Here is a 23,834-nt window from a genome sequence, read left to right as displayed (position 1 = left end):
CCCTCCAGATGAGCGCGAGGCATCACCCCGCGCTCTGCTCCATTAACGTTTGTAGAGCGGGCCGTAATTCTGACAGGCGCGGTAATCCTGCCCTTCCAGATCCATGCCGTGTGCCGCCCACGCAGTGGGACGCCAGACCTGCTCCTCTTCGAGGTTGTGCATACAGACCGGAATACGCAGCATCGCCGCCAGCGTGACAAACTCCGCCCCCACATGCCCAACCGTCAGCACCCCGTGGTTGGAGCCCCAGTTCGACATCACCGACCAGACATCCTTGAACGGGCCGTTGCCCGTCAGACGTGGCGCAAACCAGGTGGTCGGCCAGGTGGAGTCGGTGCGTTGATCCAGCGTTTTATGCACATCGGCAGGCAATTCGATACTCCAGCCTTCAGCAATTTGCAGCACCGGGCCAATGCCTTTGATGATGTTCACGCGCGTCATGGTGAACGGCACGCCGCCACGGGTCAGGAAGTTAGAGGAGTAGCCGCCGCCGCGGAAATATTCATGCACCGCCGGGCACCAGCGCGTGGCTTCCAGGCAGGCATCGGCCTCTTTCTGGCTGATTTCCCAGTGCGGTTTTAAGGTGGGTTTGCCTTCAGCATCGGTTTGCTGAGCCGCGCCGTCCAGCGCCGCTGAACCAGAGTTAATCAGGTGGATAATGCCGTGCTGCGCATGACCGGTGAGCTCTTTCCCGGTGACGCGCTTAACCGCTTCCGGCGACCAGAAGGTGCGCACGTCGGCAAAAATCTGCGCGGTGCCGGTCATCAGATGACCGAACAGCATCGCCACGCCGTTAAGGCTGTCGTTTTCCGTGGCGACCACATAGGGCTGACGCACGCCGTGCCAGTCAAACGAACTGTTGAGCAGCGCTTCTGCGGTGTCACCATTGGGATATTGATCCGTCCAGTGACGCTGGCCCTGGAAGCCCGACGCAATAGCGTTGTAGCCCAGCGCCTCTTCTTCGCGGCCTTTTTCGGCAAGCTTAGGGTTGCCCTGCATCATGTCGCGAATACAAATGGCCATCAGCAAACTTTCGCGCAGAATTTCACGATTTTGCTCTTCGCTGCGGCGATATTTGGCGGCATTTTTGTCTTCGCCAAAGCGGAATTTCTCCTGCGCCCAGCTCACCGCCAGCGCCAGTTCCTCTTCGTCATAAATCTGGTTATCCATGCGACGGCGCAGCTCAGTCATGTCGACCGCCTGCACTTTCATCCCCAGCCAGGATTCGAAGAAGTTATGATCGACAATGGACCCGGCAATCCCCATCGAGGTGCCGCCCAGTGACAGATAGCTTTTGCCCTTCATGCTGGCCACCGCCAGCCCTGCGCGAGCAAATCGCAGCAGTTTTTCTTCCACATCAGCCGGAACAGAAGTGTCGCCCGCGTCCTGCACCTCATGACCATAGATGGAAAACGCCGGGAGGCCCTTCTGGTTGTGCGCTGCCAGCGCAGCAGCCAGGTAAACCGCGCCCGGACGCTCAGTGCCGTTAAAGCCCCAAATGGCTTTAGGTCGCAGCGGATCCATATCGATCGTTTCGCTGCCGTAACACCAGCAAGGCGTAACGGTGATCGTCAGCCCGACATTCAGCGCCGAGAATTTCTCTTCACAGGCGGCAGACTCCGCCATGCCAGCAATGCAGGTATCGGCAATCACGCACTCAATCTGGCTTCCGCAAGGATGGCGTAGCTTCTCCTGTAGCAGCGCCGCCGTGGCCTTCGCCATATTCATGGTCTGCTCTTCCAGCGATTCGCGAATGCCCATCCGACGCCCGTCGATCACCGGACGAATGCCAATTCTCGGTAACAGTTTTTTCGATTTCATCTTCACTCCTCGTGATGGCTATTGCCCGTACAGGCGCGGCGCGGTGGACCCGGCAGGCCGATTGAGCATAAAAACCAGAAATTGCTAACTCGAATTAGCTTAGAAGCGCATTGAAATTTTGCTCAACTACTTTGTGGTTGTTCTGTGAACACCTTCACGATCAGAGGTCAAAATTCGATCAGCGTCAGATAATTCGTTTCAGCTAAAAAACAATAAATAATTAAAATTCATCACGTTAAACAAATTCACTTGCAGCCCGTCACAATTTAAAAACAAATAATTTGGCGAAAATTCCACCGTGAAATAGCTTTTATCAGCACAAGCTAATTCGAATTAGCTAAAAAGTGATTGCGATAACATCCGGAGAAAACCTAATGATGTCAGAGACTTTCTTGCAGATGAGCAACATCACCAAGCGTTTTCCCGGTGTGTTGGCGCTCAGCAACGTCAGTTTTAACCTGCGGCCCGGTGAAGTGCATGCGCTGCTGGGGGAGAATGGCGCCGGAAAATCGACGCTGATGAAAATTCTCTCCGGCGTTTATCAGCCCGATGAAGGTGAGATCGTTTTTGAAAACAATAAGGTGACGTTCAGCGATCCGCTCAGTGCGCAGCACGCCGGAATTACCATCATTCATCAGGAATTTAACCTCTTCCCTGACCTGACCGTTGAGGAAAATATCTATATCGGCCGCGAGTTTCGTAAGAACACGAGCTGGCGGCTGGATGAGAAAAGCCAGCGCCAGGCAGTCATCGATATTCTGGCGCAGCTTAATCTTTCGATTTCACCGCAAACTCGCGTGGCGGATTTAACCGTTGCCCAGCAGCAGATGGTGGAAATTGCGAAGGCGATTTCCGTTAACGCCAAAGTCCTGATTATGGATGAACCCACGGCTGCGCTGACTGAGAGTGAAATCGAGAGTCTGTTTAAGGTCACGCGTCTGCTTAAATCTCGCGGCACCGGCATTGTGTATATCTCGCACCGCCTCGAAGAGCTGGCGCTGATTGCCGACCGGGCCACGGTGATGCGCGACGGCCAGTTTATTGCCACCGTCGATTACGAAACGGTGCAGATAAGCGAGCTTATTGCGATGATGGTCGGCCGCGATCTGGGCAATATCTACCCCAAACGCCCACCACAAACCGGGAAAGTCCCGGTGCTGGAAGTCAAAAACCTGCAACGCAAGGACGTGCTTAACGACATCAGTTTCACCCTGCATCGCGGTGAAATCCTTGGCCTTGCCGGGCTGATGGGAGCAGGACGTACCGAACTTGCCCGCGCGATTTTTGGCGCCGACCCGATTGACGGCGGCACCCTAACGCTCAACGGCAAAAACATCGTGATCAAAGACGTCGCCGATGCCATTCGTCAGGGCATCAGCTATCTCACGGAAGACCGTAAAAAAGAGGGGCTGGCGCTCGGGCTGTCGGTGGAAGAGAACATCATGCTCGGCAACTACCCCGAATTCAGCAGCCGCTTTGGCAACGTGGATGAAAAATCCTGCGAGAAAACCAGCAGCGAATTAGTCAAAGCCCTGCGCATCAAAACGCCACACCTGCAACAGGCCGCGCTGAACTTAAGCGGCGGCAATCAACAGAAAATCATCATTGCCCGCTGGGTCTGCAAAGACACTGAGATCCTGATTTTTGATGAACCGACCCGCGGCATCGACGTCGGCGCGAAGCTGGAAATTTACGAGTTAATGAACCGGCTGGTCGCTAAAGGCAAATCCATCATCATGATTTCGTCTGAATTACCGGAAGTCTTAGGCATGTGCGACCGTATTCTGGTTATGCGCGGCGGCCGAATTACCGGTGAAGTTCAGGCACAAAGCGCCACCCAGGAAAAAATCATGCAATACGCGACGCTGGAGGATTAACCATGAGCATCACTGCCACCCCTGCAAAAAGTGAGCATCACAAAATGAAAGTGAACAAAGCCCTGCTGATGCGTCTGGCGCCGCTGTTCAGCCTGATCCTGCTGGTGCTTTTCTTCAGCTTCAGCTCACCGTTCTTCTTTAACACCGAAAACCTGATGACCATCGCCCTGCAAACCTCGGTGATTGGCATCATGGCCATCGGCGTGACGTTTGTGATTATCACCGCCGGGATAGACCTGTCGCTCGGCTCGGTCGTGGCCTTCTCCGGCGTCGTCGTCGGCATCTGCGCGGGTTTTGGCTTGCCGCTGCCGTTGTGTGTGCTGGCGGGTGTTTTAGCTGGCGGCCTGTGCGGTTACGTCAACGCGTTCCTTGTTACCCGCGCGGCAATCCCCCCTTTTATTGCCACTCTGGGGCTGATGATGTCGGTACGCGGCATCAACATGGTCATGACCGACGGGCGCGCCATTTACTTCTCTGAATACCCGATGTTCAAACTGCTGGCTCAGGGCCGCCTGCTTGATGTTCTGCCTTACCCGGTGTTCTACCTGGTGATTGTGGCGCTGTTCTCCGCCTACATCCTGAAAAAAACCGTCATTGGTCGCTATGTCTACGCCGTGGGCAGCAATGAAACGGCGGCACACCTTTCCGGTATCAAAGTACGCCGGGTCAAAATCTTTGTTTACGCCTTCTGCGGCCTGCTAACCGGTATCGCAGGCGTGATCCTCGCCTCGCGCCTCAACTCCGGCCAGCCAACTGTCGGTGTGGGCTATGAACTGGAGGCGATCGCCGCCGTCGTGATTGGTGGCACCAGCCTGATGGGCGGTATCGGCACCATCGGCGGGACCATCATCGGCGCGTTCATCATGAGCGTGCTGAAAAACGGCCTCAACCTGATGGGCGTCTCGCAGTTCTGGCAGATGGTGGCGATGGGCGTGGTGGTGATCGCTGCGGTGTATCTCGATACGTTGCGTAAAAAAATGCGTTGAAACAGCGTCCGCCCTTGATGCCGGACACCTTTACCTGCCCTGACGTATAGGGTTCTTCCCTCAGTACGGAGTACAAAAATGAAAACCAGGCAATTTCTGTATGCACTCTCTCTCGTCGCCGTAATGACCAGCAGCGCGCTGGCAAAAGATTACAACCTGCCGGTGGTCAGCAAAGGCTTCCAGCATGAATTCTGGCAGACAGTCAAAATGGGAACAGAAGCCGCGGCGAAAGAGCTGGGCGATAAAACCAGCTACGTTGGCCCGGCGGATGAGACTCAGATTGCAGAACAGATTCAGTTAGTGGAAAACACCATGGCGCAGAAGCCAAATGGCCTGCTGCTGGCGGCACTCGATGCGAATGCGTTGGCTCCGCTGGTCGAAACAGCCAACAGCCGTGGCATTAAAGTCGTGACGTTTGACTCCGGTGTGGAATCCGACATTCCGGCAAGCTTCGTCGCCACCAACAACCGCAAAGCCGGAGCACAGGCTGCTGATGCGCTGGCTGAACAGGTGGGTGGTAAAGGCAAAGTTGGGATCATTGCCCACGTCGCAGGTACCACGTCAGCCATCGAACGTTCTGAAGGTTTTTCCGCAGAAATGAAAGCGAAGTACCCTAATATTCAGGTACTGCCGGTGCAATACAGCGATGGCGACCCGCAAAAAGCGATGGATAAGACTATCGATATGGTGCAGGCCAACCCTGACCTGGCAGGGATTTACGCCACCAATGAAGGCGCTACGCTGGGCGTGGCAAATGCCATTGACAGCCAGAGCCTGAAGGGCAAAGTGAAAGTCATCGGTTTTGACAGCACTGAAGCTATCATTGGTTTCCTGAAGAGCGGCGTGATTCAGGGCTTTATGGTGCAGGATGCTTACCAGATTGGCTATCAGGGGCTTAAAGCGCTGAATGCAGCCGTGGCGGGTCAAAGCGTGCCGAAGCAAATCGATATCCCGGTGAAATACGTGAACGCGAAGAATATCGATACCCCGGAAGTCGACAAACTGCTCTACCCGCTGGGTAAAAAATAACAACTTCCCCCGTTGAGGAATGAAAATGACAAACAGCTATGTTGTGGGTGTGGATGTCGGCTCAGGCAGCGTTCGGGCTGGAATATACAACCGTGAGGGCAAGCGCCTGGCTTTCGCTACCCGCCCGCTGTCTCAGTTTCGTCCCGGCGGGGAACGCGTGGAGCAGTCGTCCGCTGAAATCTGGCAACATGCCTGCGAGGCAGTGCGTGAAAGCGTCTCTCTGGCAGGTATTGACGCGGCTCTCGTTTGCGCCATTGGCTTCGATGCCACCTGTTCACTGGTGGCTGTCGATGCCCAGGGAAAAGGGCTGTCGGTCTCGCCTCACGGCAGCCCTGACCACGATATCATCATGTGGATGGATCATCGCGCCGATGAAGAAACCCGTCGGCTCAATCGCACCGGCGACCCGGCGCTACGCTATGTCGGCGGTGAAATCAGTATCGAAATGGAGCTGCCGAAAGTCCTTTGGCTCAAACATCACCATCCGCAAACCTGGGAGCAGGCACACCGCTTTTTCGACCTCGCCGATTTTATGGTCTGGAAAGCCACCGGCGAGGATGTCGCCAGCCTGTGTACCCTCACCTGCAAATGGAACTACCTGGCGCACGAGCAGCGTTTTAGCGAGTCTTTGCTCTCCGCCGTTGGGCTTACGCCGCTGCTGGATAAAGTGCCAACACGTATTCTTCCGCCAGGCGCTCGTGCCGGGCAGTTAACGCCACAGGCTGCTGCGGAACTTGGTCTGTCGACAAATGTGGTTGTCGCCACAGGGATGATTGATGCCCACGCAGGCGGCGTGGCGCTGACGGCTGCAAATCCATCTGGCACCGTCGCCCTGATAAGCGGTACGTCGAACTGCCACATGATAAGCCACCCTCAACCGTTAATGACACGCGGCGTCTGGGGCCCATACTGGTCAGCAATGCTGCCAGATTTTTGGTTAACCGAGGGGGGCCAAAGCGCGGCAGGCGCACTGGTCGACTGGACGCTGAAAGAGCATTACCCCGGCGCAGAATTGTTCGCCAAAGCCAAAGCACGGGATTGCCACCCTGTGGAACTCCTCAATGAGTGGGTGGCGGCACTGGAAGCCGCAGAAAAAGACCCGACTCAATATCTTCATGTGCTTGCCGATCATCACGGTAATCGCTCGCCGCGAGCACGACCAGACGCACGCGGTACGGTTTCCGGGCTGACCTTAGAGCAAGGCGAAAGCGCCCTCGCCCGGCTTTATCTGGCAACGTTACAGGCCATCGCCTACGGCACACGTCATATTCTGGAAGTGATGCGCGAAAACGGGCATAGCGTGGAACGCATCGCACTGTGCGGTGGCGCAAGCCATAATCCTTTATGGCTGCGGGAATATGCCGATGTCACCGGGTGCGATATCCAGCTCATGGCGGAAGAAGATGCCGTCACGCTGGGTGCCGCCATTACCGGCGCGGTGGCCAGCGGTACCTATCCCGATATGTCCGCCGCCGCAGAAGCCATGGTTCAACCGGGGCAACTCGTTGCGGCGAACCCGGCCCGCCGGGCGTTTCATCAACGCAAATATCAGGTGTACCTGACCCTTTGGGATCACCAACAGCAGCTTAACCACCTGATGAATAACGACTATGATGCCTAATCCTTTTATGATGTCGGCTATGTTTTTCTTTATGGAAGCCTGCGGAGCTCAGTGATGGCCAAAACAGTGGAACAAATTGCCAACGACCTTAACCTGTCGGTGACCACCGTCCGGTTGGTGTTGGGAGGAAAAGCGGAACAGTACCGGATCAGCGTGAAAACCCAGACCCGGATTAACCAGCACGTGGAGCGCTATGGCTACGTGCTCAATCATTCCGCCCGCAGCCTGAAGCTGAACAAAACCGAGACGCTGGGCCTCATCGTGCCGAACATTTCCAACGTCTTCTTCGCCACGCTGGCCGAAAAGCTGGAGCTGCGCTGTCGCCGTTCGGGCTATCAGCTGACCATCAGCTGTACCTATAACGATATTGATTACGAGAATAAGCTGGTGCAGTCGCTGATTGCCCGTAATCTCGACGGGCTGTTTATTGTGCCGACCTCACTGGAAAACCAGCAGCATCACTTAAGGCTGGTGAAAAAGCCGCTGGTGTTGCTGGACCGAGATTTTAAATTTACCGATAACGCGCTGGTTGAAAGTCACAACGCAGAAGGCGGGCAGAAACTCACCGAAGCGCTACTGGCAGCGGGTAAATCACCGCTGTGGTTCCTGGTGGGCGATGCCGAACTGCCGAGCATCAGCGATCGTCTTACGGGCTATCTGACTGCATTGAAAAAACACGGAATTGAGCATCAGGACTGGGTTCAGCGCGGGGCAGAAAACACCCCGGAAGGCGGCCATCACATCATGACTCAACTGCTGGATGCCCATCCTGCGCCTGAAGCTTTTATTGCCTCGTCGTTGCCGGTTCTGGAAGGTGCGATTGAAGCCCTTCGCGACAAATTCGGGGAAGTGCCGCCCGACATCAACATCGGCACCTTCGATGAACACCCCATGCTGGGGTTTCTGGCTAATAACGTCTGGTCGATGCAACAGGATGAACATACCTGGGCCGAAAAGGCGTTTGAAATTATGCAGCGCGCCATCGAAGGCGACCCGGTTACTGAAACCGTGAAAGTAAAAATGAAACTGATTAAACGCGCGCGTCGCGCTTAACGTTAATTACGCCTGTTATGCCGTTGTCTGGAGAGGCTCGCGCTTCTCCAGTGGCTTCCTTTTGCCTCGCGTCACCCGGAGAAAGAAATGGAACGATCACAGCTGTCACGCGAAATCATCGAAACCTGTCTGGAAATGACCCGTCTTGGCCTGAATCAGGGCACCGCGGGCAACATCAGCGCCCGATACGATAACGGTATGCTGATTACGCCCACGGGCATTCCTTACGAAAAACTCACCGAAAGCCACATTGTGTATGTCGACGCACAAGGCCGTCACGAAGAGGGCAAGCTGCCTTCCAGCGAATGGCGCTTCCACCAGGCGGTTTATCAGACACGCCCGGAAGCAAATGCCGTGGTGCACAACCACGCGGTTCACTGCACCGCCGTGTCGATTCTGAACCGCCCTATTCCGGCCATTCACTACATGATTGCCGCCGCCGGGGGCAATTCGATTCCCTGTGCGCCTTATGCCACTTTTGGGACGAAAGCACTGTCAGAACACGTGGCGGTTGCGATGCGGGATCGGAAAGCGACTCTGCTTCAACATCATGGGCTGATTGCCTGTGAACAGAATCTGGAAAAAGCGCTGTGGCTGGCGCAGGAAGTGGAAGTGCTGGCGAAGCTTTATCTGGCAACGTTAGCGGTCACCGAGCATGTGCCCGTGCTGCCGGACGAAGAGATAGCGATTGTGCTGGAGAAATTTCAGAGCTACGGGCTGCGGGTTGAGGAATAAAAGCCAGGCACGGCACAAAGCAAGACGGCCCCCGTCAGGAGGCCGTTTTTAGCTGAAGACTCAGAACAGGCCCAGTGGATCCGTTCCGTAGCTCACCAGGATGTTTTTGGTGTGCTGGTAGGCGTCGAGCGCCATTTTGTGGGTTTCACGCCCTACGCCAGACTGCTTGTACCCGCCAAACGCAGCATGCGCCGGGTAGACGTGGTAACAGTTCGTCCAGACTCGTCCCGCTTTAATGCCTCTTCCCATCCGGTACGCCAGGTTGCTGTCACGCGTCCAGACACCGGCCCCCAGGCCATACTGCGTATCGTTCGCCAGGGCCAGCGCTTCCGCTTCATCCTTAAAGGTCAGAATGCCGATCACCGGGCCAAAGATCTCCTCCTGGAAGCTGCGCATGGCGTTGGTGCCCTTGATCAGCGTCGGCTGAATATAGAAGCCGTTATCCAGCTCGTTGACGACCGCCCGGTCGCCGCCGGTGAGGATTTTCCCGCCCTCTTCGCGGGCAATGTTGATATATGACATGATCTTATCGTACTGCTGCCGTGAAGCCTGTGCGCCAATCATGGTATCGGTATCAAACGGGTCGCCGCGGCGAATGTTGGCAATCTTCGCCATCACGCGTTCCATGAACGGCTCATAGATAGATTCATGGATCAGTGCACGCGACGGACAAGTGCACACCTCGCCCTGGTTGAAGAAGCCTAACACCAGCCCTTCAACGGCTTTTTCTATGAAGGACTCTTCTGCGTTCATTACATCGGCAAAGTAGATATTGGGTGATTTCCCGCCCAGCTCTACGGTGCAGGGAATAATATTTTCCGCCGCACAGGCCATGATGTGCCGTCCGACCGGCGTTGATCCGGTGAAGGCGATTTTTGCAATGCGCTTGCTGGTCGCCAGCGCCTCACCCGCTTCACGGCCATAACCCTGGACAATGTTCACCACACCCGCCGGGAAGAGATCGCCAATGATGCCCATCAGCAACGTGATGCTTAACGGCGTCTGCTCTGCGGGCTTCAGCACCACGCAGTTCCCCGCCGCCAGCGCCGGAGCCAGCTTCCATGCCGCCATCAACAGAGGGAAGTTCCAGGGGATAATCTGCCCTACCACGCCCAGCGGTTCATAGAAGTGATAAGCCACGGTATTTTCGTCGATCTCCGCCGTACTGCCCTCCTGGGCACGCAAACAACCGGCGAAGTAGCGGAAATGGTCCACCGCCAGCGGAATATCCGCATTCAGGGTTTCACGCACCGGCTTGCCGTTGTCCCAGCTTTCGGCAATCGCCAGCATCTCCAGATTCTCGGCAATCCGATCAGCGACCTGCAACAGCAGGTTAGAGCGATGCTGTGCCGAGGTTTTTCCCCAGGCCGCCGCCGCGCGATGGGCGGCATCCAGCGCCTTGTCAATATCCGCCGCGCCGGAGCGTGGGAACTTGCCGATATCGCTCCCGTCTACGGGAGAGGTATTCATGAAGTACTCGCCGTTAACGGGTTCGACGAACTGACCGTCAATGTAGTTGCCGTAGGTGGCCTGCAGGGTGATCAGAGCACCTGGCTTACCAGGATGTGCATAACGCATGGCGAACTCCTTCTGTAGGGTTGAGGTACAGCGGCGTGACTCTTGCTGGTCTCGCGCACTGGTGTTCAGCCAATGCATCGGGCATGCCAGAATTTCATACCCTGAAAAATGCATTTATTTTCATATCGTTAATCATCGAAACCCGCAAACCGCATGAATTTGTCGCAGCAATGTTCGCTTCCGTGTCGCACAACGCAACACCAAAGAAACCTTTAAGCTACAATATCGCAACACTTTTCGTTCCATTGAGGTGTTCGATGCAGGGAAAATCAACCGACCGCCTGAGCCAGGCTCACAACAACCCACTGCTGCGCGAATCGTGGTTTCGCAGTGAGCTGTATGGCCTGGAACGCAACGCCGAAGATTTCCCGCAGCTGGGCCAGGGAGAGCTGGCCGATCGTCTCGCCAGTCATTCCGGTTTACAGCGTTATGCCTTACCCACGGTCAACCATCTGGCGGAAAACCTGACGGCAACCCAGTCGGTGGTGGTATTAACGGATGCCTCAGGCACCGTGTTGCAGACGGTCGGCGACCTGAGCGCGATGGCAAAAGCGCAGCGTTTTGCCTTGTCACCGGGCACGTTGTGGAGCGAAAGTGGCCGGGGAACCAATGCGATTGGCACGGCGCTGGCCATTGATGACAGTTGCGAAATCGACGGGGAACAGCATTTTCTCACCAGCAATCAGAACCTGTATTGCGCCGCCGTTCCCCTGCAAACACCGGATGGTCAGGTTGCAGGCGTGCTGGATATCTCCGGCCCGGCGCACTTCTCTCACACGCATACGCTGGCGTGGGTCAAAAGTGCCGCCAGACAGATTGAGTATCTGTGGGTTAAGCAGAGTCTTCATCCGCAGCAGTGGCTGATGAGTTTGCACCCCGACCCGCAAAAGCTCGACAGCGTCGACGAGCTCCTGCTGGTCTTTTCCGACAATATTCTGATTGCCGCCAACCGTCTGGCGCTGCGCAGACTGGGCATCGATTCTGCTCGGCTCGGTCAGATGACGTTTGGACAGCTGTTCCCTCTGCTGAAACAAACGGCCAGTACGGTGCCCGTGCCGGTGACCTGTCATGATCAGACTTATTTTTACCGGCTGCGTGCTCCGGCGCAAAACCTCGTCAGCGTGCCGCCCAAACCTGCCATCCCGTGGCCTTTTTCGCTGCAACAGGAAGGCGAAAAAATGGTGCGTCTGCTCAATGCGGGCGTGTCACTCTGCGTACAGGGAGAAACCGGCAGCGGGAAAGAGTTCGTCAGCCAGACGCTGCACCAGCACAGCCGCTGGCGGGAAGGGAAATTTATCGCCATCAACTGCGCAGCCATTCCGGAATCACTGATTGAATCCGAGCTGTTTGGCTATCAGCCCGGTGCCTTTACCGGGGCGAATAAAAACGGCTATATCGGCAAAATCCGCGAAGCGGATGGTGGGGTTCTGTTCCTTGACGAGATTGGCGATATGCCGCTCGCTCTGCAAACGCGTCTGCTCAGAGTCTTGCAGGACAAGGTGGTTGCGCCGCTGGGATCAAGCCGCAGCTGGCCGGTGAATTTTGCGGTGATTTGCGCCACACACCGCAATCTGTCTCAGCTGGTTGCTAACGGCGAATTCCGCGAAGATCTGCTTTATCGGCTTCAGGAATTTACCCTGACCCTCCCACCGCTGAGAGAGTGGCCAATGCTTCCGGCATTTATCGATCAGCAGTGGCTGCTGCTGGGTGGACAAGCACGACGCATCACGCTTTCCCCCTCGCTGCTGGACACGCTGGCGCACTTCGCCTGGCCGGGGAATATCCGCCAGTTGCGTAGCCTGATGAAAGTGCTGTTGGCGCTGGCTGAAGACGGCGAAACGCTGGGCGTTGAGACGTTACCGCCTGAGTACCGGCAGCCCCTTCCTGGACCTACGGATAATCTGAAACAGCATGACGCCGCGCTCATTACCAGTACGCTGGCGCGCTTTAACGGCAATATCAGTAAGGCAGCTCAGGCTTTGGGCGTGGCGCGCAGCACGCTCTATCGACGTGCCGCGCGTACCCGTGACGGGAATTAATCGCGGAAGTTTTTGAACTGGAACGGCTGGCCCAGATTGCCGCCGCGCACCAGCGCCATGACAGCCTGCAGGTCATCACGGGATTTCCCGGTGACGCGAATCTCTTCGCCCTGAATCTGCGCCTGCACCTTCGCCTTGCTGTCTTTAATCAGCTTAACGATTTTCTTCTGCACTGAGCTTTCGATGCCGGTTTTCAGCTTCGCTTCCACAAACCAGGTTTTGCCGCTGTGGACAAACTCTTCTGGTACTTCAATGGAGTTGCCTTCAATGCCGCGCTTGAGCAGCTTGGCGCGCAGAATATCCAGCAGCTGGTTCACCTGGAAATCTGACTCGCTCAGGACTTTGATGGTCTCGTTCTTTTCGTTCAGCTCGATGCTGGCTTCTACACCGCGAAAATCAAAACGAGATTCGACTTCACGTGCCGCATTATCTACGGCATTTTTGGCTTCCTGAAGATCAACTTCAGAGACAATATCGAAAGATGGCATGTTTTATTCTCCCTCTCTTTTTGTTGCGATGCATAATACCCGCAACATCAGAGAACACAACCTGTGTCTGCGGGGAGGCGGTCGGCGCTATAATAGTAACATAACGCCTGATCCCTAAGCAGGTGAGGAGGAATAATGAAGATTACCGTGCTCGGATGCGGCGCCCTTGGACAATTATGGCTGACTGCGCTTTTCCGGCAAGGCCACGAGGTTCAGGGTTGGTTACGCGTGCCAGCGCCCTGGTGCAGCGTTAACCTCCAGCAGCGCGACGGCAGTATCTTCAACGAACTGCTGACCGCCAACGATCCCGATTTTCTCGCCCACAGCGACCTTTTACTCGTCACGCTGAAAGCCTGGCAAATTTCTACCGCCGTCAAAAATCTGGCCCCCCTTCTGCCACCGGGCTGCCCCATTCTGCTGATTCATAACGGCATGGGCACCGTGGAAGAGCTGCAATCCCTGAAGCAGCCGCTGCTTGTCGGGATGACCACCCAGGCGGCGCGTCGCGATGGCAACCTGATAATCCACGTCGCCAGCGGTATCACACACATTGGCCCGGCCAATGCCATGGCGCAGGAATACAGCCACCTTGCCGACGTGTTGCAGGCCGCCATGCCCGACGTGGCCTGGCATAACGACATGGGGAATGCGAGCTGGAAAAAGCTCGCCGTGAACTGCGTGATTAACCCGCTGACCGCGATTTATAACTGCCCGAACGGACAGCTTCGTGACTATCCTCAGGAAGTGGAACGTATTTGTGCGGAAGTCGCCGCCGTGATGCAACGCGAAGGGCATCATGCCTCGCAGGAAGATTTGCTGTATTACGTCTGGCAAGTTGTCGACAGCACCGCCGCCAACATCTCATCGATGCTGCAGGACATCCGCGCCGAGCGACAAACTGAAATAGACTATATCAGCGGCTACCTGCTGAAACGGGCCCGGGCGCACGGTATTCCGGTGCCGGAAAACGCCCGTCTGTTCGAACTGATTAAACGTAAGGAGAACGCGTATGAGCGCATCAGCGCTGGTTTGTCTCGCCCCTGGGAGTGAAGAGACTGAAGCCGTCACCACTATCGATCTGCTGGTTCGCGGCGGCGTCAGCGTCACCACGGCGAGCGTGGCCAGCGATGGCGAACTGGCGATTGTCTGCTCTCGTGGCGTAAAGCTGCTGGCGGATGCGCCGCTGGTTCAGGTCGCCGACGGCGACTATGACGCGATTGTGCTGCCCGGCGGATTGAAAGGAGCGGAATGTTTCCGCGACAGCCCTTTACTGGTCGAAACGGTGAAACAATTTCACCGCTCCGGGCGAATCGTTGCCGCTATCTGCGCCGCCGCAGGCACAGTTTTCGTGCCGCACGATATCTTCCCCATCGGCAACATGACCGGTTTCCCGGGGTTGAAAGACACCATTCCGGAAGACCAGTGGCAGGACAAACGCGTGGTCTGGGACCCGAGAGTCAACCTGCTGACCAGCCAGGGGCCAGGCACCAGCATCGACTTTGGCTTAAAACTTATCGACCTGCTGGTCGGACGCGAAAAAGCGTATGAAGTCGCTTCACAACTGGTGATGGCTGCCGGGATTTATAACTACTACTCTGAGTAACCACTTGATGCGCCGGGTGGCGGCTTTCGCCTGACCCGGCCTGCTAAAGCCTGCCGTTAACCACGTTTTACAAGAGTGAGTTCCAACTGCCAACCCAGCGCCGATAAGGCTCCGGCGATAGTATCGATTTTGGTTGAGTGCCCCAGCCTCACGATACGTGTCACTTCCTGCGGGCGGGTTTTCAGTTTACGCGCCAGCTCCGCCTGACTGGTGCCGCTCTTTAGCATGGCATTCAGCAACAGCACCTTTGCCGTGATACTGGCTGGAAGCTGCACGAAATCATCCTCAGCCTCCAGCACATCGGGAAGCGGGATCGCACGCTCATCCTCAAAGTAAAAATCCAGCGCAGTGACCAGGGCATCTTCGGCCATCTGCAACGCTTCCTCTTGGGTGTCGCCACAGGTCAGCGCCTCCGGGATCTGTGGAAAAGAGGCAAACCAGCCTCCTTCAACATCGTCTTTATCAATCACCACTTTGTATTTCATCGTCTATTCCTCGCGCAGATTGAGTTGTTTAATGATGGCCTTGCGCAGCTTTTCGTTCAGCTCTTTACCCGGGTGCCGTGGCATAACCGACTGGCGACGATGGAGGTAAATCTTCAGGTGATTGGTACCTTCAACGAAGAAGGCCCCTTGCCTTGCCAGCCACTGACGAAATTCCCTTTGCTTCATCGACCACTCCCTGAGCATAAACTTTTTTGTTTATTCACAACACAAAAATTGCGAGGTGATGTTTTTATATGCCTTGCATAACTCGCTGTAAATCATGACTTTATTGATTTACGAGGCCGTTTCAGAAAACGGCGTTTTAAGAATTAATCAATATCTGCTCAGGGGCTGTTTTGCGTGCCAGCGCTCACACTTCTCATCTTTTCTGCGCATCCCCTTTCGCGAATCGAATCAAAAATCCCCTGAAATTTCATTTGGATGAGATGTTTTTTGTCACGTTATCGTCTGTTTGACAGCCTTCGTGATGCGTGAAAAACTCAACCTCAACTGGACTAGTCCAGTAAAAATAACCTTCAGTATCCAACCGCTGAAGGCATAAAAACCTCATCAGAGGAGTGGCCCGTGGTGACATTTATTGAGAGCAAGGTTGTCCCTGTACTCATCCGGATCGGTGAAAACAAAATTCTGGTCGCCGTCAGAAACGGAATTGCCCTGACGTTACCCTTTACCATTACTGGCAGTCTGTTCCTGATTATTGCCAACCTGCCCATCCCCGGCTGGAGCGAGTGGCTCGGCCCGTGGGCGGAAAAAATCAGCGCACCGGTGGCCGTCACGTTTGGCGCGATTGGCCTGATTTCAGCCGTCGGGATCAGCTACAACCTGGCGAAAGAGTACAAACTCAACGCCATTACCTGCACCGCCGTGACGCTGGTGGTGTTCCTGCTGGCTCAGCTCAACGACAAGTATCAGCTGAATGTCGACAACCTCGGCGCGGCAGGCCTGTTCTCCGCCATCATTCTTGCGATAGTAACCGTGCAGATTATTCGCTGGTTTGTCGGCCGCGAAATCGTCATCAAACTGCCGGATGGCGTGCCACCTGCGGTTGCACAATCTTTTGCAAGTCTGGTGCCTGCGGCGGTAACGATCACGCTGGTGTGGTTTGTCAGAGTGATGCTGAACTTTGATATCAATAGCTTTTTTACCGAAGTGCTCAGCCCGCTGGTCAGCGGCCTTGGCTCACTTCCGGGTATGCTGGTCCTGATTTTCCTGATTTCCCTGCTCTGGTGCTGCGGCATTCACGGCGATAACGTCCTGTCAGGGATAACCAGCCCAATCTTCCTGAAATATATCGCTGAAAATACTCAGGCCTATTTGAACCACCAGCCAATCCCTCACATTACTGCGGATGGCTTCTACATCGTCTTTATGTGCATCGGTGGCACTGGCGCAACGCTCGGGCTGGTGCTGGCGATGCTGCGTTCCCGAAGCAAGATGTATAAATCGGTGGGCAAGCTCTCGCTGCCTTCCGCCGTTTTCTGTATCAACGAACCGGTGATTTTCGGCACGCCAATTGTCTTCAACCCGCTGCTGATGATCCCCTTCACGCTGACGCCGATGCTGCTGTGTATCTCCACCTACAGCCTGATGTACTTCGACATTATCGGACGCCCGGTGCTGCAAATCCCGTGGACCATGCCGCCGATTCTGGCCGCCTGGTTTGTGACGGGAGGCAATATCCCGGCGGTCATCTGGTCTGTCTGCACCATCGTGATTTCGGTGGCGATTTACTTCCCCTTCTTCAAAGCGCTCGAACGCCAACAGCTGGCGCGTGAAGCGCAGGAAAGCCAATCGGCTACTGACTCTGTATTGAACACTGACTCTGCTTCCTCTTAAGGACATCACTATGAAAAAGTTAAAAATCGTGACCATCGGTGGGGGATCAAGCTACACCCCGGAACTGATCGACGGCTTTATCAAACGCTACGATGAACTGCCGGTGACCGACTACTACCTGCTGGACATTGAAGAAGGCAAAGAGAAGCTGGAGATTGTCGGCAAACTGGCGCAGCGCATGGTGAAAGAAGCCGGCATTCCGATGAACATCCACCTCTTGCTCAACCGTGAAGAAGCGCTGAAAGATGCCGATTTCGTCACCACCCAGCTGCGAGTGGGTTTCCTTGACGCGCGCATCAACGATGAAAAAATCCCGCTGAAATATGGCGTACTCGGCCAGGAAACCACCGGCCCCGGCGGATTTATGAAAGCTCAGCGCACCATTCCGGTACTGATGGATATCTGCCGCGATATGGAAAAATACTGCCCGGAGGCGTGGCTGATTAACTTCACTAACCCGGCAGGCATTGTCACCGAAGCCATCACCCGTCATTCAAAGATTAAAAGTATCGGCATTTGCAGCGGCGCGAACAGCATGCTGATGGATATCGCCAAAGCCTATGAGGTGGAAAAGAAAGACGTCTACGCCCGCATCATGGGGCTGAACCATCTCATTTTCGCCGACCAGATTTACATTAAAGGGGAAGATCACACCGATGATTTTATGGCAAAACTGGCTCAGGGTAGCGCCAGCAACTCGCTGAAAAATATCCCGGATATTGGCTTCTCTTCACGCTTTGCCAAAGCGCTGCACATGTACCCGATTTCCTATCTGAAGTACTTCTTCCTGACCCGCGAAATGGTGGAAGCTGCGCAAAAAGATGCGACCACCAAAGGCACGCGCGGTGAGCAAACGCGCGAAATTGAACACCGCCTGTTTGAGCTGTATCAGGACGAGCATCTTTCCCATAAGCCGAAAGAGCTGGAAAAGCGCGGCGGGGCCTGGTACTCCGATACCGCCTGCTCGATTATCAGCTCGATTTACAACGACAAGAAAGAGATCCACGTGGTCAACACCGTGAACAACGGGACGACACCGGATCTGCCCGATCATGTCACCGTGGAAACCAACGCAATGATCGACCGTCACGGCGCCCACCCTCTGGCTTATGGCCGCTTGCCAGTGAAAATCCGTGGCTTAATTCAGAGCGTGAAAGCCTATGAAGAGCTGACCGTTGAAGCCGCTATCACCGGCGACTACAGCACCGCGCTGATGGCGCTGACCATCAACCCATTAGTGCCTTCAGCCACGTTTGCGGAGAAAATTCTTGATGACTATCTGGAAGTGAATCAGCGCTATTTACCGCAATATCAAACCAAACGCTAAGGAGCGGCAATGAAAACGTTTATCTCTCAGGATTACCCGCAGCTGTGTGAGGCTGTGGCGAAGAACGTTATCGATTGTGTGAACGCGAAACCGGATGCGCTGATCTGCATTGCGGGCGGCGATACGCCTCTCGGGGTCTTTGCCGCGCTGGTCGGGGCGCAAAACCAGGGCCGAGTTGATTTTTCCCGCACGCAATTCCTCGGTCTCGACGAATGGCTGGGGCTTGGCAAAGCGGACAAAGGCAGCTGCCGGGAGATGGTCTGGAGCCATTTCTTCGATAAGCTGACGTTACGCGATGAGCAAATCTGTTTCTTTGACGGCCTGACAAACGATCCCCACGCGGAGTGCAAACGCGTCGACCGCTATATCGGGCAACACGGCCCGATTGACTGCATCGTGCTGGGCATCGGCATGAACGGGCATATTGGTTTCAACGAACCAGGCGCGGCGCTGGACAATACCTGCCACGTTATCGATCTCGATCCCGTCACTCAGACCGTATCAGTGAAATATTTCGGCACAGCGCGGGACGTCAAACAGGGGATTTCGCTTGGCCTGAAAACGATTCTCGAAGCGAAGAAAATTGTGCTGATGGCGAGCGGTGAGAAGAAAGCGTCGATTGTGGCGCAGACGGTGAATCAGCCTGCCAGCAACGCCATTCCGTCGACGCTGGTCAAAACAACCCACAAGGCAAGTTTGTACGTTGATAAGGCTGCAGCCAGCGCGCTGTAGTCTGACTCTGGCAGGCGCTCACGCGCCTGCTAGCGTTCGATACGCAGGTTTTTAACGCGGAAAATATCAGCTCGGTTGTAGCTGATGGAGAAGTTAAACGCCGTTTTATCGGCCAGACGCGTCACTTCGGTAATTTTCAGCATCGGTAGCCCGCTGGCAATGTTCAGTAAAGGGGCCAGCTCAGCATCAAACAGAGCGGCTTCGATAATGGAATCCGCATCCTTAATTTTCTTCCCGGTGTAGTCTTCGACATAGCCATACAGCGAGCCTTCCTGAAGAATTTTTTCAGGAACAGTGCCAATCACGCTTTGCGGAATATTGCTGTCTTCGACCAGAACTGGATTACCGTCCAGCAGACGGATTCGGCGGATAAACCAGACGTTGTCGCCAGGGGTGATTTCAAGATGCTGTGCGAGCGTGACATCAGCCTGAATCAGCTCAAGCTTTAATAACTGACTGCTGACCCTGACCCGCCCCTGAAATTCGCGGGAAAAACCAAGAATGCTGTCGCTGGTTTCGTTATTGAGGAGATAAACGCTGGTGTCGGTATTCTTCAGTACGAACATGCCTTTGCCGTGAATACGCTCGATAAACCCTTCCTGCACCAGAATGTCTATCGCTTTCTGCACGGTGACACGAGTGACGCCATACTGCGTCGCCAGTTCGCGCTCAGAGGGAATGCTTTCACCTTTTTTATAGCGTTGATTAAGAATGTCGCCTTTCAGGCTTTCTTTTATTTCACTGTACTTATGCGGCTTTTGCATGGTCTGCTGCGCTCCTGGTTATGCGCTTACCTTACCACTGGCCTATACCTCAGCAAAGCGCAGCGGCGTCGCTCCCTTTCAATCCAAAAAAGTATTTGTTACATCTGCTTGATCACTTCTGGTCATTATTTGTTCATAATGACGCTCCTTATTTACTGGAGCCCCTGATGTCTGATTTTATAAAGCCCTCTTCCGGACGCTCACTGCCAGCACTCACCTTCTCAGAAGCGGTGCCTGCGGCGATGGGCGCTCTCCCCTGGGCGGTCATGCTGTTTATGAGTCTTTTTTTGCACGGCGTCATCGTAGATAGCTGGTATTACCATCTCTACGTCTTTATTTCTGTGTTTTTCGCCTGTTGCCTGAGTGCGGTCACCAGCCTGGTTTACATGGCGTTTGCCATGAAGGCCAACATCAAGCATTTCATTATGATGAATGCCGGTATTCCTTTGATTATTATTGGATTATTCATCCAATTTTAACGTCAGAACGCTGCGATATGACTCCCTTATCTGCGGGTTAGCAAGACGGGCACTCATTAGACATATTTGGACACATAGCTTACAATTATATTTGTGCAAACAGGCATTTCTTTGAATGAGTCAATAAAATGGCCGATAAAAAAATAAAAATATTTAAACCTCGTTATTACAATCTACTAAAGCTGCTAGATTTCATTATCATTAATTTAACATGCTTATTATATGTGACTTTATTCACCCAAAAAGAGTATATTTCAGCCTTGTTGGTTGGGCTCTCTTTCTCGTTAATATTTATCACCTGCGGCGTGTTTTTTAATATTTACGCTTCGCAGTTCAGATACAGTTATCTCAGCAAAGCTTTTTATCTTTTCTTGTGTCTGACAATCTCCTGGATACTGACGGTGTCACTCTACTCCGCGTCAGTGATGCTGTTTTACGCTCAGCAGCAGTTCGATGTTGTGGTGTTGGTCAAGGGGTTGAGCCGCGTCGTCCTGTTGATATTTGTACTGCTGCTGGCACTGCGAATTGCTGTATCACGCCTGTTATTTGCACAATCGACTCAGGTGGCCATTTTAGGCATCACGCTGTCTGGCCTGGCGATTGAACAGGCTTTACGAAAAGAGTACCAGCGTGGTCATCTGAATATTCGTTTCTATGATGACCGAAATAATATCCGTGACAGCCATTTTATGAATACAAAATGCTCAGGCAGCGCCAGTGATTTACTGGCCCTGGCAAAAGCAGGAAAAGTGGATGCGGTCTATATTGCCTTACCGATGATTGCTCAGGAGCGAATTCGTAAGTTTTTGCATGACTTTTCCGACTCGACGATAGATATCTTCCTCGTGCCGGATTTATTTTCTTACAGTTCACATATCACCCAATTGCGCATGTTCGATAACATTCAAACCATCAGTATATTTACCTCTCCGTTTGAAGATGAAGGCGCAATTATTAAACGCATTGAAGATATTATTCTCGGCACGCTTTTCACGCTGGCGAGTTTGCCGTTGATGCTGTTTGCCGCAATAGGGATCAAGCTCACCTCACCTGGACCGATTCTGTTTAAGCAGAGCCGTTACGGCCTGAACGGCAAAGAGATCAAAATCTGGAAATTCCGCTCGATGAGCGTGATGGAAAACAGCACCGTCGTAACTCAGGCCAGCCGCAACGACCCGCGAGTCACCCGCTTTGGTGCCTTCCTGCGCCGTACCTCGCTGGATGAGCTACCGCAGTTTTTTAACGTGCTGCAAGGCACGATGTCCATCGTGGGCCCTCGCCCTCACGCGGTCGCGCACAATGAGGAATACCGTAAGCTGGTCGAGAACTACATGATTCGCCACAAAGTCAAACCAGGGATCACCGGGCTTGCACAGATTAATGGTTTCAGGGGAGAGACTGACACGCTGGACAAGATGGAAATGCGGGTCCTTTACGATCTGGACTACATCAAATCCTGGTCATTGTGGCTCGATATCAAGATAGTGTTTCTGACCTTCTTCCGCGGTTTTGTGGGGAAAAATGCGTTCTAGCCTCGCCGTGCTCGCCGGCCTGCTTTACTTTCCTGCCGCCTGGGCAGACCTGCAGCCGAAGCAGCATACGGGAGTGGCCGGCATCGATGTCGAAAGCCAGGTCGGTTATGACGTGGGCTACAGCGATAACGTGACCTGGCAACATTACGATGACAACCGGGTTGGCTCGGGCTATCAGCAGCTGACACCGATCGTCAAAGTCATCGGTGAGCGCTATGAAGATCGCTACCTGCTGATGTATTCCGGGGATTACCGTCAGTACACCACGGACTCTGGTGACAACCGTAGCAATCATTTTTTCATGTTCAACGGCAACTGGCGCTTCGGGCAGATGCACGGCTTCTCGCTCGATGTGGATGAAACCCTTGGGCATGAAGAGCGCGGTAAAGACACCACCGAAGGCTTTCTGCCTGAGCAGTTTCGCGAATTTGGCATCAATGAGCCCATCGCAACCCGTTTTTTTAACAGCGAAGCGCGTTACAGCTACGGTGCGCCAGAAGGTCGCGGAAAAGTTGAGGTCGCCTTACAGCACAAACAGCTGCGTTTTCCCGACCTGGATAGCATTTACCGAGCGGATGTCGACTTCTACAACTACATGCGGGATCAGGAGTGGCATGAGAACAGCCTGGTGGCAGAACTCTTTGACCAAAAAGCAAAAACCTTACGCTACCGCTATAGTTTTATTACCAACCAGCGCCGCTATGAGCTGAACCCGCTCAAGGACAGTAATGAGTATTACCTGCTGGTTGGCATGAAAAACAAGCTGTCCGGAAAAACCGAAATTAACGGTAATGTGGCCTGGTTGTATAAGGACTTTATTAACGATCCCGGCGCACAATCGTTCAGCGGCCTGAACTGGAATATCGAAGCGACCTGGAAACCTCTGGAGCAGATCGAAATGAACCTGCACAGCGCACAGCGCATTAAGGATCCAACCGATGCAGGGGGGTATATCCTCGTGACCACCAACGGCCTCTCTTACGAGCACCACTGGTGGGTCGATCGCTTTTCCACGATCCTCGACTATTCCCACATCAGCGAAGACTATAAGAACCAGTCAGACGGCCGCAAAGACCAGAAAAATCTGCTCTCTCTGACCTTCAACTACGATTTTCGCCCCTCGGTCAATTTCAAACTGAAATTTCAGTGGGACGCACTCCATTCCAATAAAAAGACGGATGCCTTTTTTATCGGCCCGAACGACGACCGCGAAGTGGACCGGACCCTCGGTTACGACGAGTCAGCGGTTATTTTTATGACACAGGTACAGATATGATCCTGAAGAACAAAAACATGGCCCTTCTTCCCCTGCTGGCTGCGCTGCTGGCCGGGTGTTCCACACCGCCGAAAACGGTAAGAACGCAGCCAGATGCGGTTTACCTGCTGGATGCCGGGGATGAAATCACCATTACGGTGTCCGGCGAGCAGGACATCTCGATGCGCTTTAAGATAGATACCAGCGGCACCATCAACTACCCCTATATCGGTGATGTTCAGCTAAAAGGGAAATCGCCGGACCAGGTCAGTAAAGAGATCGCCGATAAGCTGCGCGGCAGCTATCTCCAGGCCCCAATGGTCACCGTCGCGGTCGCGGAGTTCCGCAAAATTTACCTGCTGGGCGAAGTGAAAAAACCGGATGGTTACGCCTGGGAGCCAGGAATGACCGCCGAAAAAGCCATTGCCCTGGCCGGCGGCTTTACCGATCGGGCCGATCGGCATGACATCCGCCTGCGCCAGGCCCACAGCGGAAAACTGCTGGAAAATCTGGCCTCTGACTCCGCCATTCAGGCCGGAGATACCGTAATCGTTGGCATGAGTTTCTTCTGAG

General features: G+C 54.3%; 22 protein-coding genes. 16 read left to right on the top strand and 6 right to left on the bottom strand.

What is annotated here, in order from left to right; translation table 11 throughout:
• Positions 1-42: 42 nt before the first annotated feature.
• Complete coding sequence (locus ACRCWW_RS08015; RefSeq protein ID WP_438681937.1) at positions 43-1,821, bottom strand: L-fucose isomerase; 1,779 nt, start codon at positions 1,819-1,821, stop codon at positions 43-45.
• A gap of 377 nt (positions 1,822-2,198) precedes the next feature.
• On the opposite strand from ACRCWW_RS08015, the gene ACRCWW_RS08010 reads away from it, so the two are divergent.
• The 6 genes from ACRCWW_RS08010 to fucA all read left to right on the top strand — a co-directional run bounded on the left by ACRCWW_RS08010 (position 2,199) and on the right by fucA (position 9,122).
• Positions 2,199-3,698 carry a sugar ABC transporter ATP-binding protein gene (locus ACRCWW_RS08010; RefSeq protein ID WP_438681943.1) on the top strand — a complete coding sequence of 500 codons (1,500 nt, stop codon included), beginning with the start codon at positions 2,199-2,201 and terminating at the stop codon, positions 3,696-3,698.
• Positions 3,699-3,700: 2 nt separating this feature from the next.
• Positions 3,701-4,684 carry an ABC transporter permease gene (locus ACRCWW_RS08005; RefSeq protein WP_438681936.1) on the top strand — a complete coding sequence of 328 codons (984 nt, stop codon included), beginning with the start codon at positions 3,701-3,703 and terminating at the stop codon, positions 4,682-4,684.
• Positions 4,685-4,762: 78 nt separating this feature from the next.
• The gene (locus ACRCWW_RS08000) at positions 4,763-5,713 is read left to right on the top strand and encodes an ABC transporter substrate-binding protein (RefSeq protein WP_404657894.1); all 951 of its coding nucleotides are present in this window, start codon (positions 4,763-4,765) and stop codon (positions 5,711-5,713) included.
• A 25-nt stretch (positions 5,714-5,738) separates the two neighbouring features.
• Positions 5,739-7,334: an FGGY-family carbohydrate kinase gene (locus ACRCWW_RS07995; RefSeq protein WP_438681935.1), complete on the top strand. Its 1,596-nt coding sequence runs from the start codon at positions 5,739-5,741 to the stop codon at positions 7,332-7,334.
• Positions 7,335-7,388: 54 nt separating this feature from the next.
• Entirely contained in the window at positions 7,389-8,387 is a 999-nt protein-coding gene (locus ACRCWW_RS07990) for a LacI family DNA-binding transcriptional regulator (RefSeq protein WP_438681934.1), read from the top strand.
• A gap of 87 nt (positions 8,388-8,474) precedes the next feature.
• The gene (fucA, locus tag ACRCWW_RS07985; RefSeq protein WP_438681933.1) at positions 8,475-9,122 is read left to right on the top strand and encodes an L-fuculose-phosphate aldolase; all 648 of its coding nucleotides are present in this window, start codon (positions 8,475-8,477) and stop codon (positions 9,120-9,122) included.
• 60 nt (positions 9,123-9,182) lie between these two features.
• Here fucA and exaC read toward each other — a convergent pair whose 3' ends face one another.
• The gene (exaC, locus tag ACRCWW_RS07980) at positions 9,183-10,700 is read right to left on the bottom strand and encodes an acetaldehyde dehydrogenase ExaC (RefSeq protein ID WP_438681932.1); all 1,518 of its coding nucleotides are present in this window, start codon (positions 10,698-10,700) and stop codon (positions 9,183-9,185) included.
• A gap of 257 nt (positions 10,701-10,957) precedes the next feature.
• Here exaC and ACRCWW_RS07975 point away from each other — a divergent pair, with 257 nt between their 5' ends.
• Positions 10,958-12,739 (top strand): sigma-54-dependent Fis family transcriptional regulator, encoded by a 1,782-nt coding sequence (locus ACRCWW_RS07975; RefSeq protein WP_438681931.1) that lies wholly within the window; start codon positions 10,958-10,960, stop codon positions 12,737-12,739.
• Here the strand turns inward: ACRCWW_RS07975 and ACRCWW_RS07970 are convergent.
• Positions 12,736-13,227 (bottom strand): YajQ family cyclic di-GMP-binding protein, encoded by a 492-nt coding sequence (locus tag ACRCWW_RS07970; RefSeq protein WP_154160252.1) that lies wholly within the window; start codon positions 13,225-13,227, stop codon positions 12,736-12,738. The genes ACRCWW_RS07975 and ACRCWW_RS07970 overlap by 4 nt on opposite strands.
• A gap of 135 nt (positions 13,228-13,362) precedes the next feature.
• On the opposite strand from ACRCWW_RS07970, the gene panE reads away from it, so the two are divergent.
• Entirely contained in the window at positions 13,363-14,277 is a 915-nt protein-coding gene (panE, locus tag ACRCWW_RS07965; RefSeq protein ID WP_438681930.1) for a 2-dehydropantoate 2-reductase, read from the top strand.
• Positions 14,237-14,830, top strand: a complete 594-nt coding sequence (gene yajL, locus ACRCWW_RS07960; RefSeq protein WP_438681929.1) for a protein deglycase YajL — start codon at positions 14,237-14,239, stop codon at positions 14,828-14,830. Before panE ends, yajL begins: the two co-directional genes overlap by 41 nt.
• 56 nt (positions 14,831-14,886) lie before the next feature.
• Here yajL and ACRCWW_RS07955 read toward each other — a convergent pair whose 3' ends face one another.
• Both ACRCWW_RS07955 and ACRCWW_RS07950 read right to left on the bottom strand, forming a co-directional pair.
• Complete coding sequence (locus tag ACRCWW_RS07955; RefSeq protein ID WP_438681928.1) at positions 14,887-15,315, bottom strand: type II toxin-antitoxin system HicB family antitoxin; 429 nt, start codon at positions 15,313-15,315, stop codon at positions 14,887-14,889.
• 3 nt (positions 15,316-15,318) lie between these two features.
• The gene (locus ACRCWW_RS07950) at positions 15,319-15,501 is read right to left on the bottom strand and encodes a type II toxin-antitoxin system HicA family toxin (RefSeq protein ID WP_438681927.1); all 183 of its coding nucleotides are present in this window, start codon (positions 15,499-15,501) and stop codon (positions 15,319-15,321) included.
• A 399-nt stretch (positions 15,502-15,900) separates the two neighbouring features.
• On the opposite strand from ACRCWW_RS07950, the gene ACRCWW_RS07945 reads away from it, so the two are divergent.
• The 3 genes from ACRCWW_RS07945 to ACRCWW_RS07935 are packed head-to-tail and all read left to right on the top strand — an operon-like array spanning position 15,901 to position 19,231.
• Positions 15,901-17,172, top strand: coding sequence for a PTS sugar transporter subunit IIC (locus ACRCWW_RS07945; RefSeq protein ID WP_438681926.1), 1,272 nt, complete (start codon positions 15,901-15,903; stop codon positions 17,170-17,172).
• Between the two features lie 10 nt (positions 17,173-17,182).
• Entirely contained in the window at positions 17,183-18,499 is a 1,317-nt protein-coding gene (locus ACRCWW_RS07940) for a 6-phospho-beta-glucosidase (RefSeq protein ID WP_438681925.1), read from the top strand.
• Positions 18,500-18,508: 9 nt separating this feature from the next.
• Positions 18,509-19,231 carry a glucosamine-6-phosphate deaminase gene (locus ACRCWW_RS07935; protein ID WP_438681924.1) on the top strand — a complete coding sequence of 241 codons (723 nt, stop codon included), beginning with the start codon at positions 18,509-18,511 and terminating at the stop codon, positions 19,229-19,231.
• Positions 19,232-19,260: 29 nt separating this feature from the next.
• Here the strand turns inward: ACRCWW_RS07935 and ACRCWW_RS07930 are convergent, their stop codons facing one another.
• Positions 19,261-19,995, bottom strand: a complete 735-nt coding sequence (locus ACRCWW_RS07930) for a GntR family transcriptional regulator (RefSeq protein ID WP_438681923.1) — start codon at positions 19,993-19,995, stop codon at positions 19,261-19,263.
• 167 nt (positions 19,996-20,162) lie between these two features.
• On the opposite strand from ACRCWW_RS07930, the gene ACRCWW_RS07925 reads away from it, so the two are divergent.
• The 4 genes from ACRCWW_RS07925 (at position 20,163) to ACRCWW_RS07910 (ending at position 23,833) form a co-directional block, all read left to right on the top strand.
• Positions 20,163-20,474, top strand: a complete 312-nt coding sequence (locus tag ACRCWW_RS07925) for a hypothetical protein (RefSeq protein ID WP_438681922.1) — start codon at positions 20,163-20,165, stop codon at positions 20,472-20,474.
• Positions 20,475-20,602: 128 nt separating this feature from the next.
• Positions 20,603-22,006: an undecaprenyl-phosphate glucose phosphotransferase gene (locus tag ACRCWW_RS07920; protein WP_438681921.1), complete on the top strand. Its 1,404-nt coding sequence runs from the start codon at positions 20,603-20,605 to the stop codon at positions 22,004-22,006.
• Positions 21,996-23,282 (top strand): outer membrane beta-barrel protein, encoded by a 1,287-nt coding sequence (locus tag ACRCWW_RS07915; protein WP_438681920.1) that lies wholly within the window; start codon positions 21,996-21,998, stop codon positions 23,280-23,282. The genes ACRCWW_RS07920 and ACRCWW_RS07915 overlap by 11 nt, the downstream gene beginning before the upstream one ends.
• On the top strand, positions 23,279-23,833 hold the full coding sequence (locus ACRCWW_RS07910; RefSeq protein WP_438681919.1) for a polysaccharide biosynthesis/export family protein: 555 nt from the start codon (positions 23,279-23,281) through the stop codon (positions 23,831-23,833). Before ACRCWW_RS07915 ends, ACRCWW_RS07910 begins: the two co-directional genes overlap by 4 nt.
• The last annotated feature ends 1 nt before the right edge of the window (position 23,834 follow it).

Source organism: Scandinavium sp., assembly GCF_051650185.1.
In the GTDB taxonomy this organism is placed as follows: domain Bacteria; phylum Pseudomonadota; class Gammaproteobacteria; order Enterobacterales; family Enterobacteriaceae; genus Scandinavium.
Note: the sequence above shows the minus strand (reverse complement) of the source record. Positions and strands in the feature narration are given on the sequence as shown.

Coding starts and splice junctions, on each gene's coding strand:
- ACRCWW_RS08015 (WP_438681937.1), bottom strand. CDS start 1,821: ATGAAATCGAAAAAACTGTTACCGAGAATTGGCATTCGTCCGGTGATC.
- ACRCWW_RS08010 (WP_438681943.1), top strand. CDS start 2,199: ATGTCAGAGACTTTCTTGCAGATGAGCAACATCACCAAGCGTTTTCCC.
- ACRCWW_RS08005 (WP_438681936.1), top strand. CDS start 3,701: ATGAGCATCACTGCCACCCCTGCAAAAAGTGAGCATCACAAAATGAAA.
- ACRCWW_RS08000 (WP_404657894.1), top strand. CDS start 4,763: ATGAAAACCAGGCAATTTCTGTATGCACTCTCTCTCGTCGCCGTAATG.
- ACRCWW_RS07995 (WP_438681935.1), top strand. CDS start 5,739: ATGACAAACAGCTATGTTGTGGGTGTGGATGTCGGCTCAGGCAGCGTT.
- ACRCWW_RS07990 (WP_438681934.1), top strand. CDS start 7,389: ATGGCCAAAACAGTGGAACAAATTGCCAACGACCTTAACCTGTCGGTG.
- fucA (WP_438681933.1), top strand. CDS start 8,475: ATGGAACGATCACAGCTGTCACGCGAAATCATCGAAACCTGTCTGGAA.
- exaC (WP_438681932.1), bottom strand. CDS start 10,700: ATGCGTTATGCACATCCTGGTAAGCCAGGTGCTCTGATCACCCTGCAG.
- ACRCWW_RS07975 (WP_438681931.1), top strand. CDS start 10,958: ATGCAGGGAAAATCAACCGACCGCCTGAGCCAGGCTCACAACAACCCA.
- ACRCWW_RS07970 (WP_154160252.1), bottom strand. CDS start 13,227: ATGCCATCTTTCGATATTGTCTCTGAAGTTGATCTTCAGGAAGCCAAA.
- panE (WP_438681930.1), top strand. CDS start 13,363: ATGAAGATTACCGTGCTCGGATGCGGCGCCCTTGGACAATTATGGCTG.
- yajL (WP_438681929.1), top strand. CDS start 14,237: ATGAGCGCATCAGCGCTGGTTTGTCTCGCCCCTGGGAGTGAAGAGACT.
- ACRCWW_RS07955 (WP_438681928.1), bottom strand. CDS start 15,315: ATGAAATACAAAGTGGTGATTGATAAAGACGATGTTGAAGGAGGCTGG.
- ACRCWW_RS07950 (WP_438681927.1), bottom strand. CDS start 15,501: ATGAAGCAAAGGGAATTTCGTCAGTGGCTGGCAAGGCAAGGGGCCTTC.
- ACRCWW_RS07940 (WP_438681925.1), top strand. CDS start 17,183: ATGAAAAAGTTAAAAATCGTGACCATCGGTGGGGGATCAAGCTACACC.
- ACRCWW_RS07935 (WP_438681924.1), top strand. CDS start 18,509: ATGAAAACGTTTATCTCTCAGGATTACCCGCAGCTGTGTGAGGCTGTG.
- ACRCWW_RS07930 (WP_438681923.1), bottom strand. CDS start 19,995: ATGCAAAAGCCGCATAAGTACAGTGAAATAAAAGAAAGCCTGAAAGGC.
- ACRCWW_RS07925 (WP_438681922.1), top strand. CDS start 20,163: ATGTCTGATTTTATAAAGCCCTCTTCCGGACGCTCACTGCCAGCACTC.
- ACRCWW_RS07920 (WP_438681921.1), top strand. CDS start 20,603: ATGGCCGATAAAAAAATAAAAATATTTAAACCTCGTTATTACAATCTA.
- ACRCWW_RS07915 (WP_438681920.1), top strand. CDS start 21,996: ATGCGTTCTAGCCTCGCCGTGCTCGCCGGCCTGCTTTACTTTCCTGCC.
- ACRCWW_RS07910 (WP_438681919.1), top strand. CDS start 23,279: ATGATCCTGAAGAACAAAAACATGGCCCTTCTTCCCCTGCTGGCTGCG.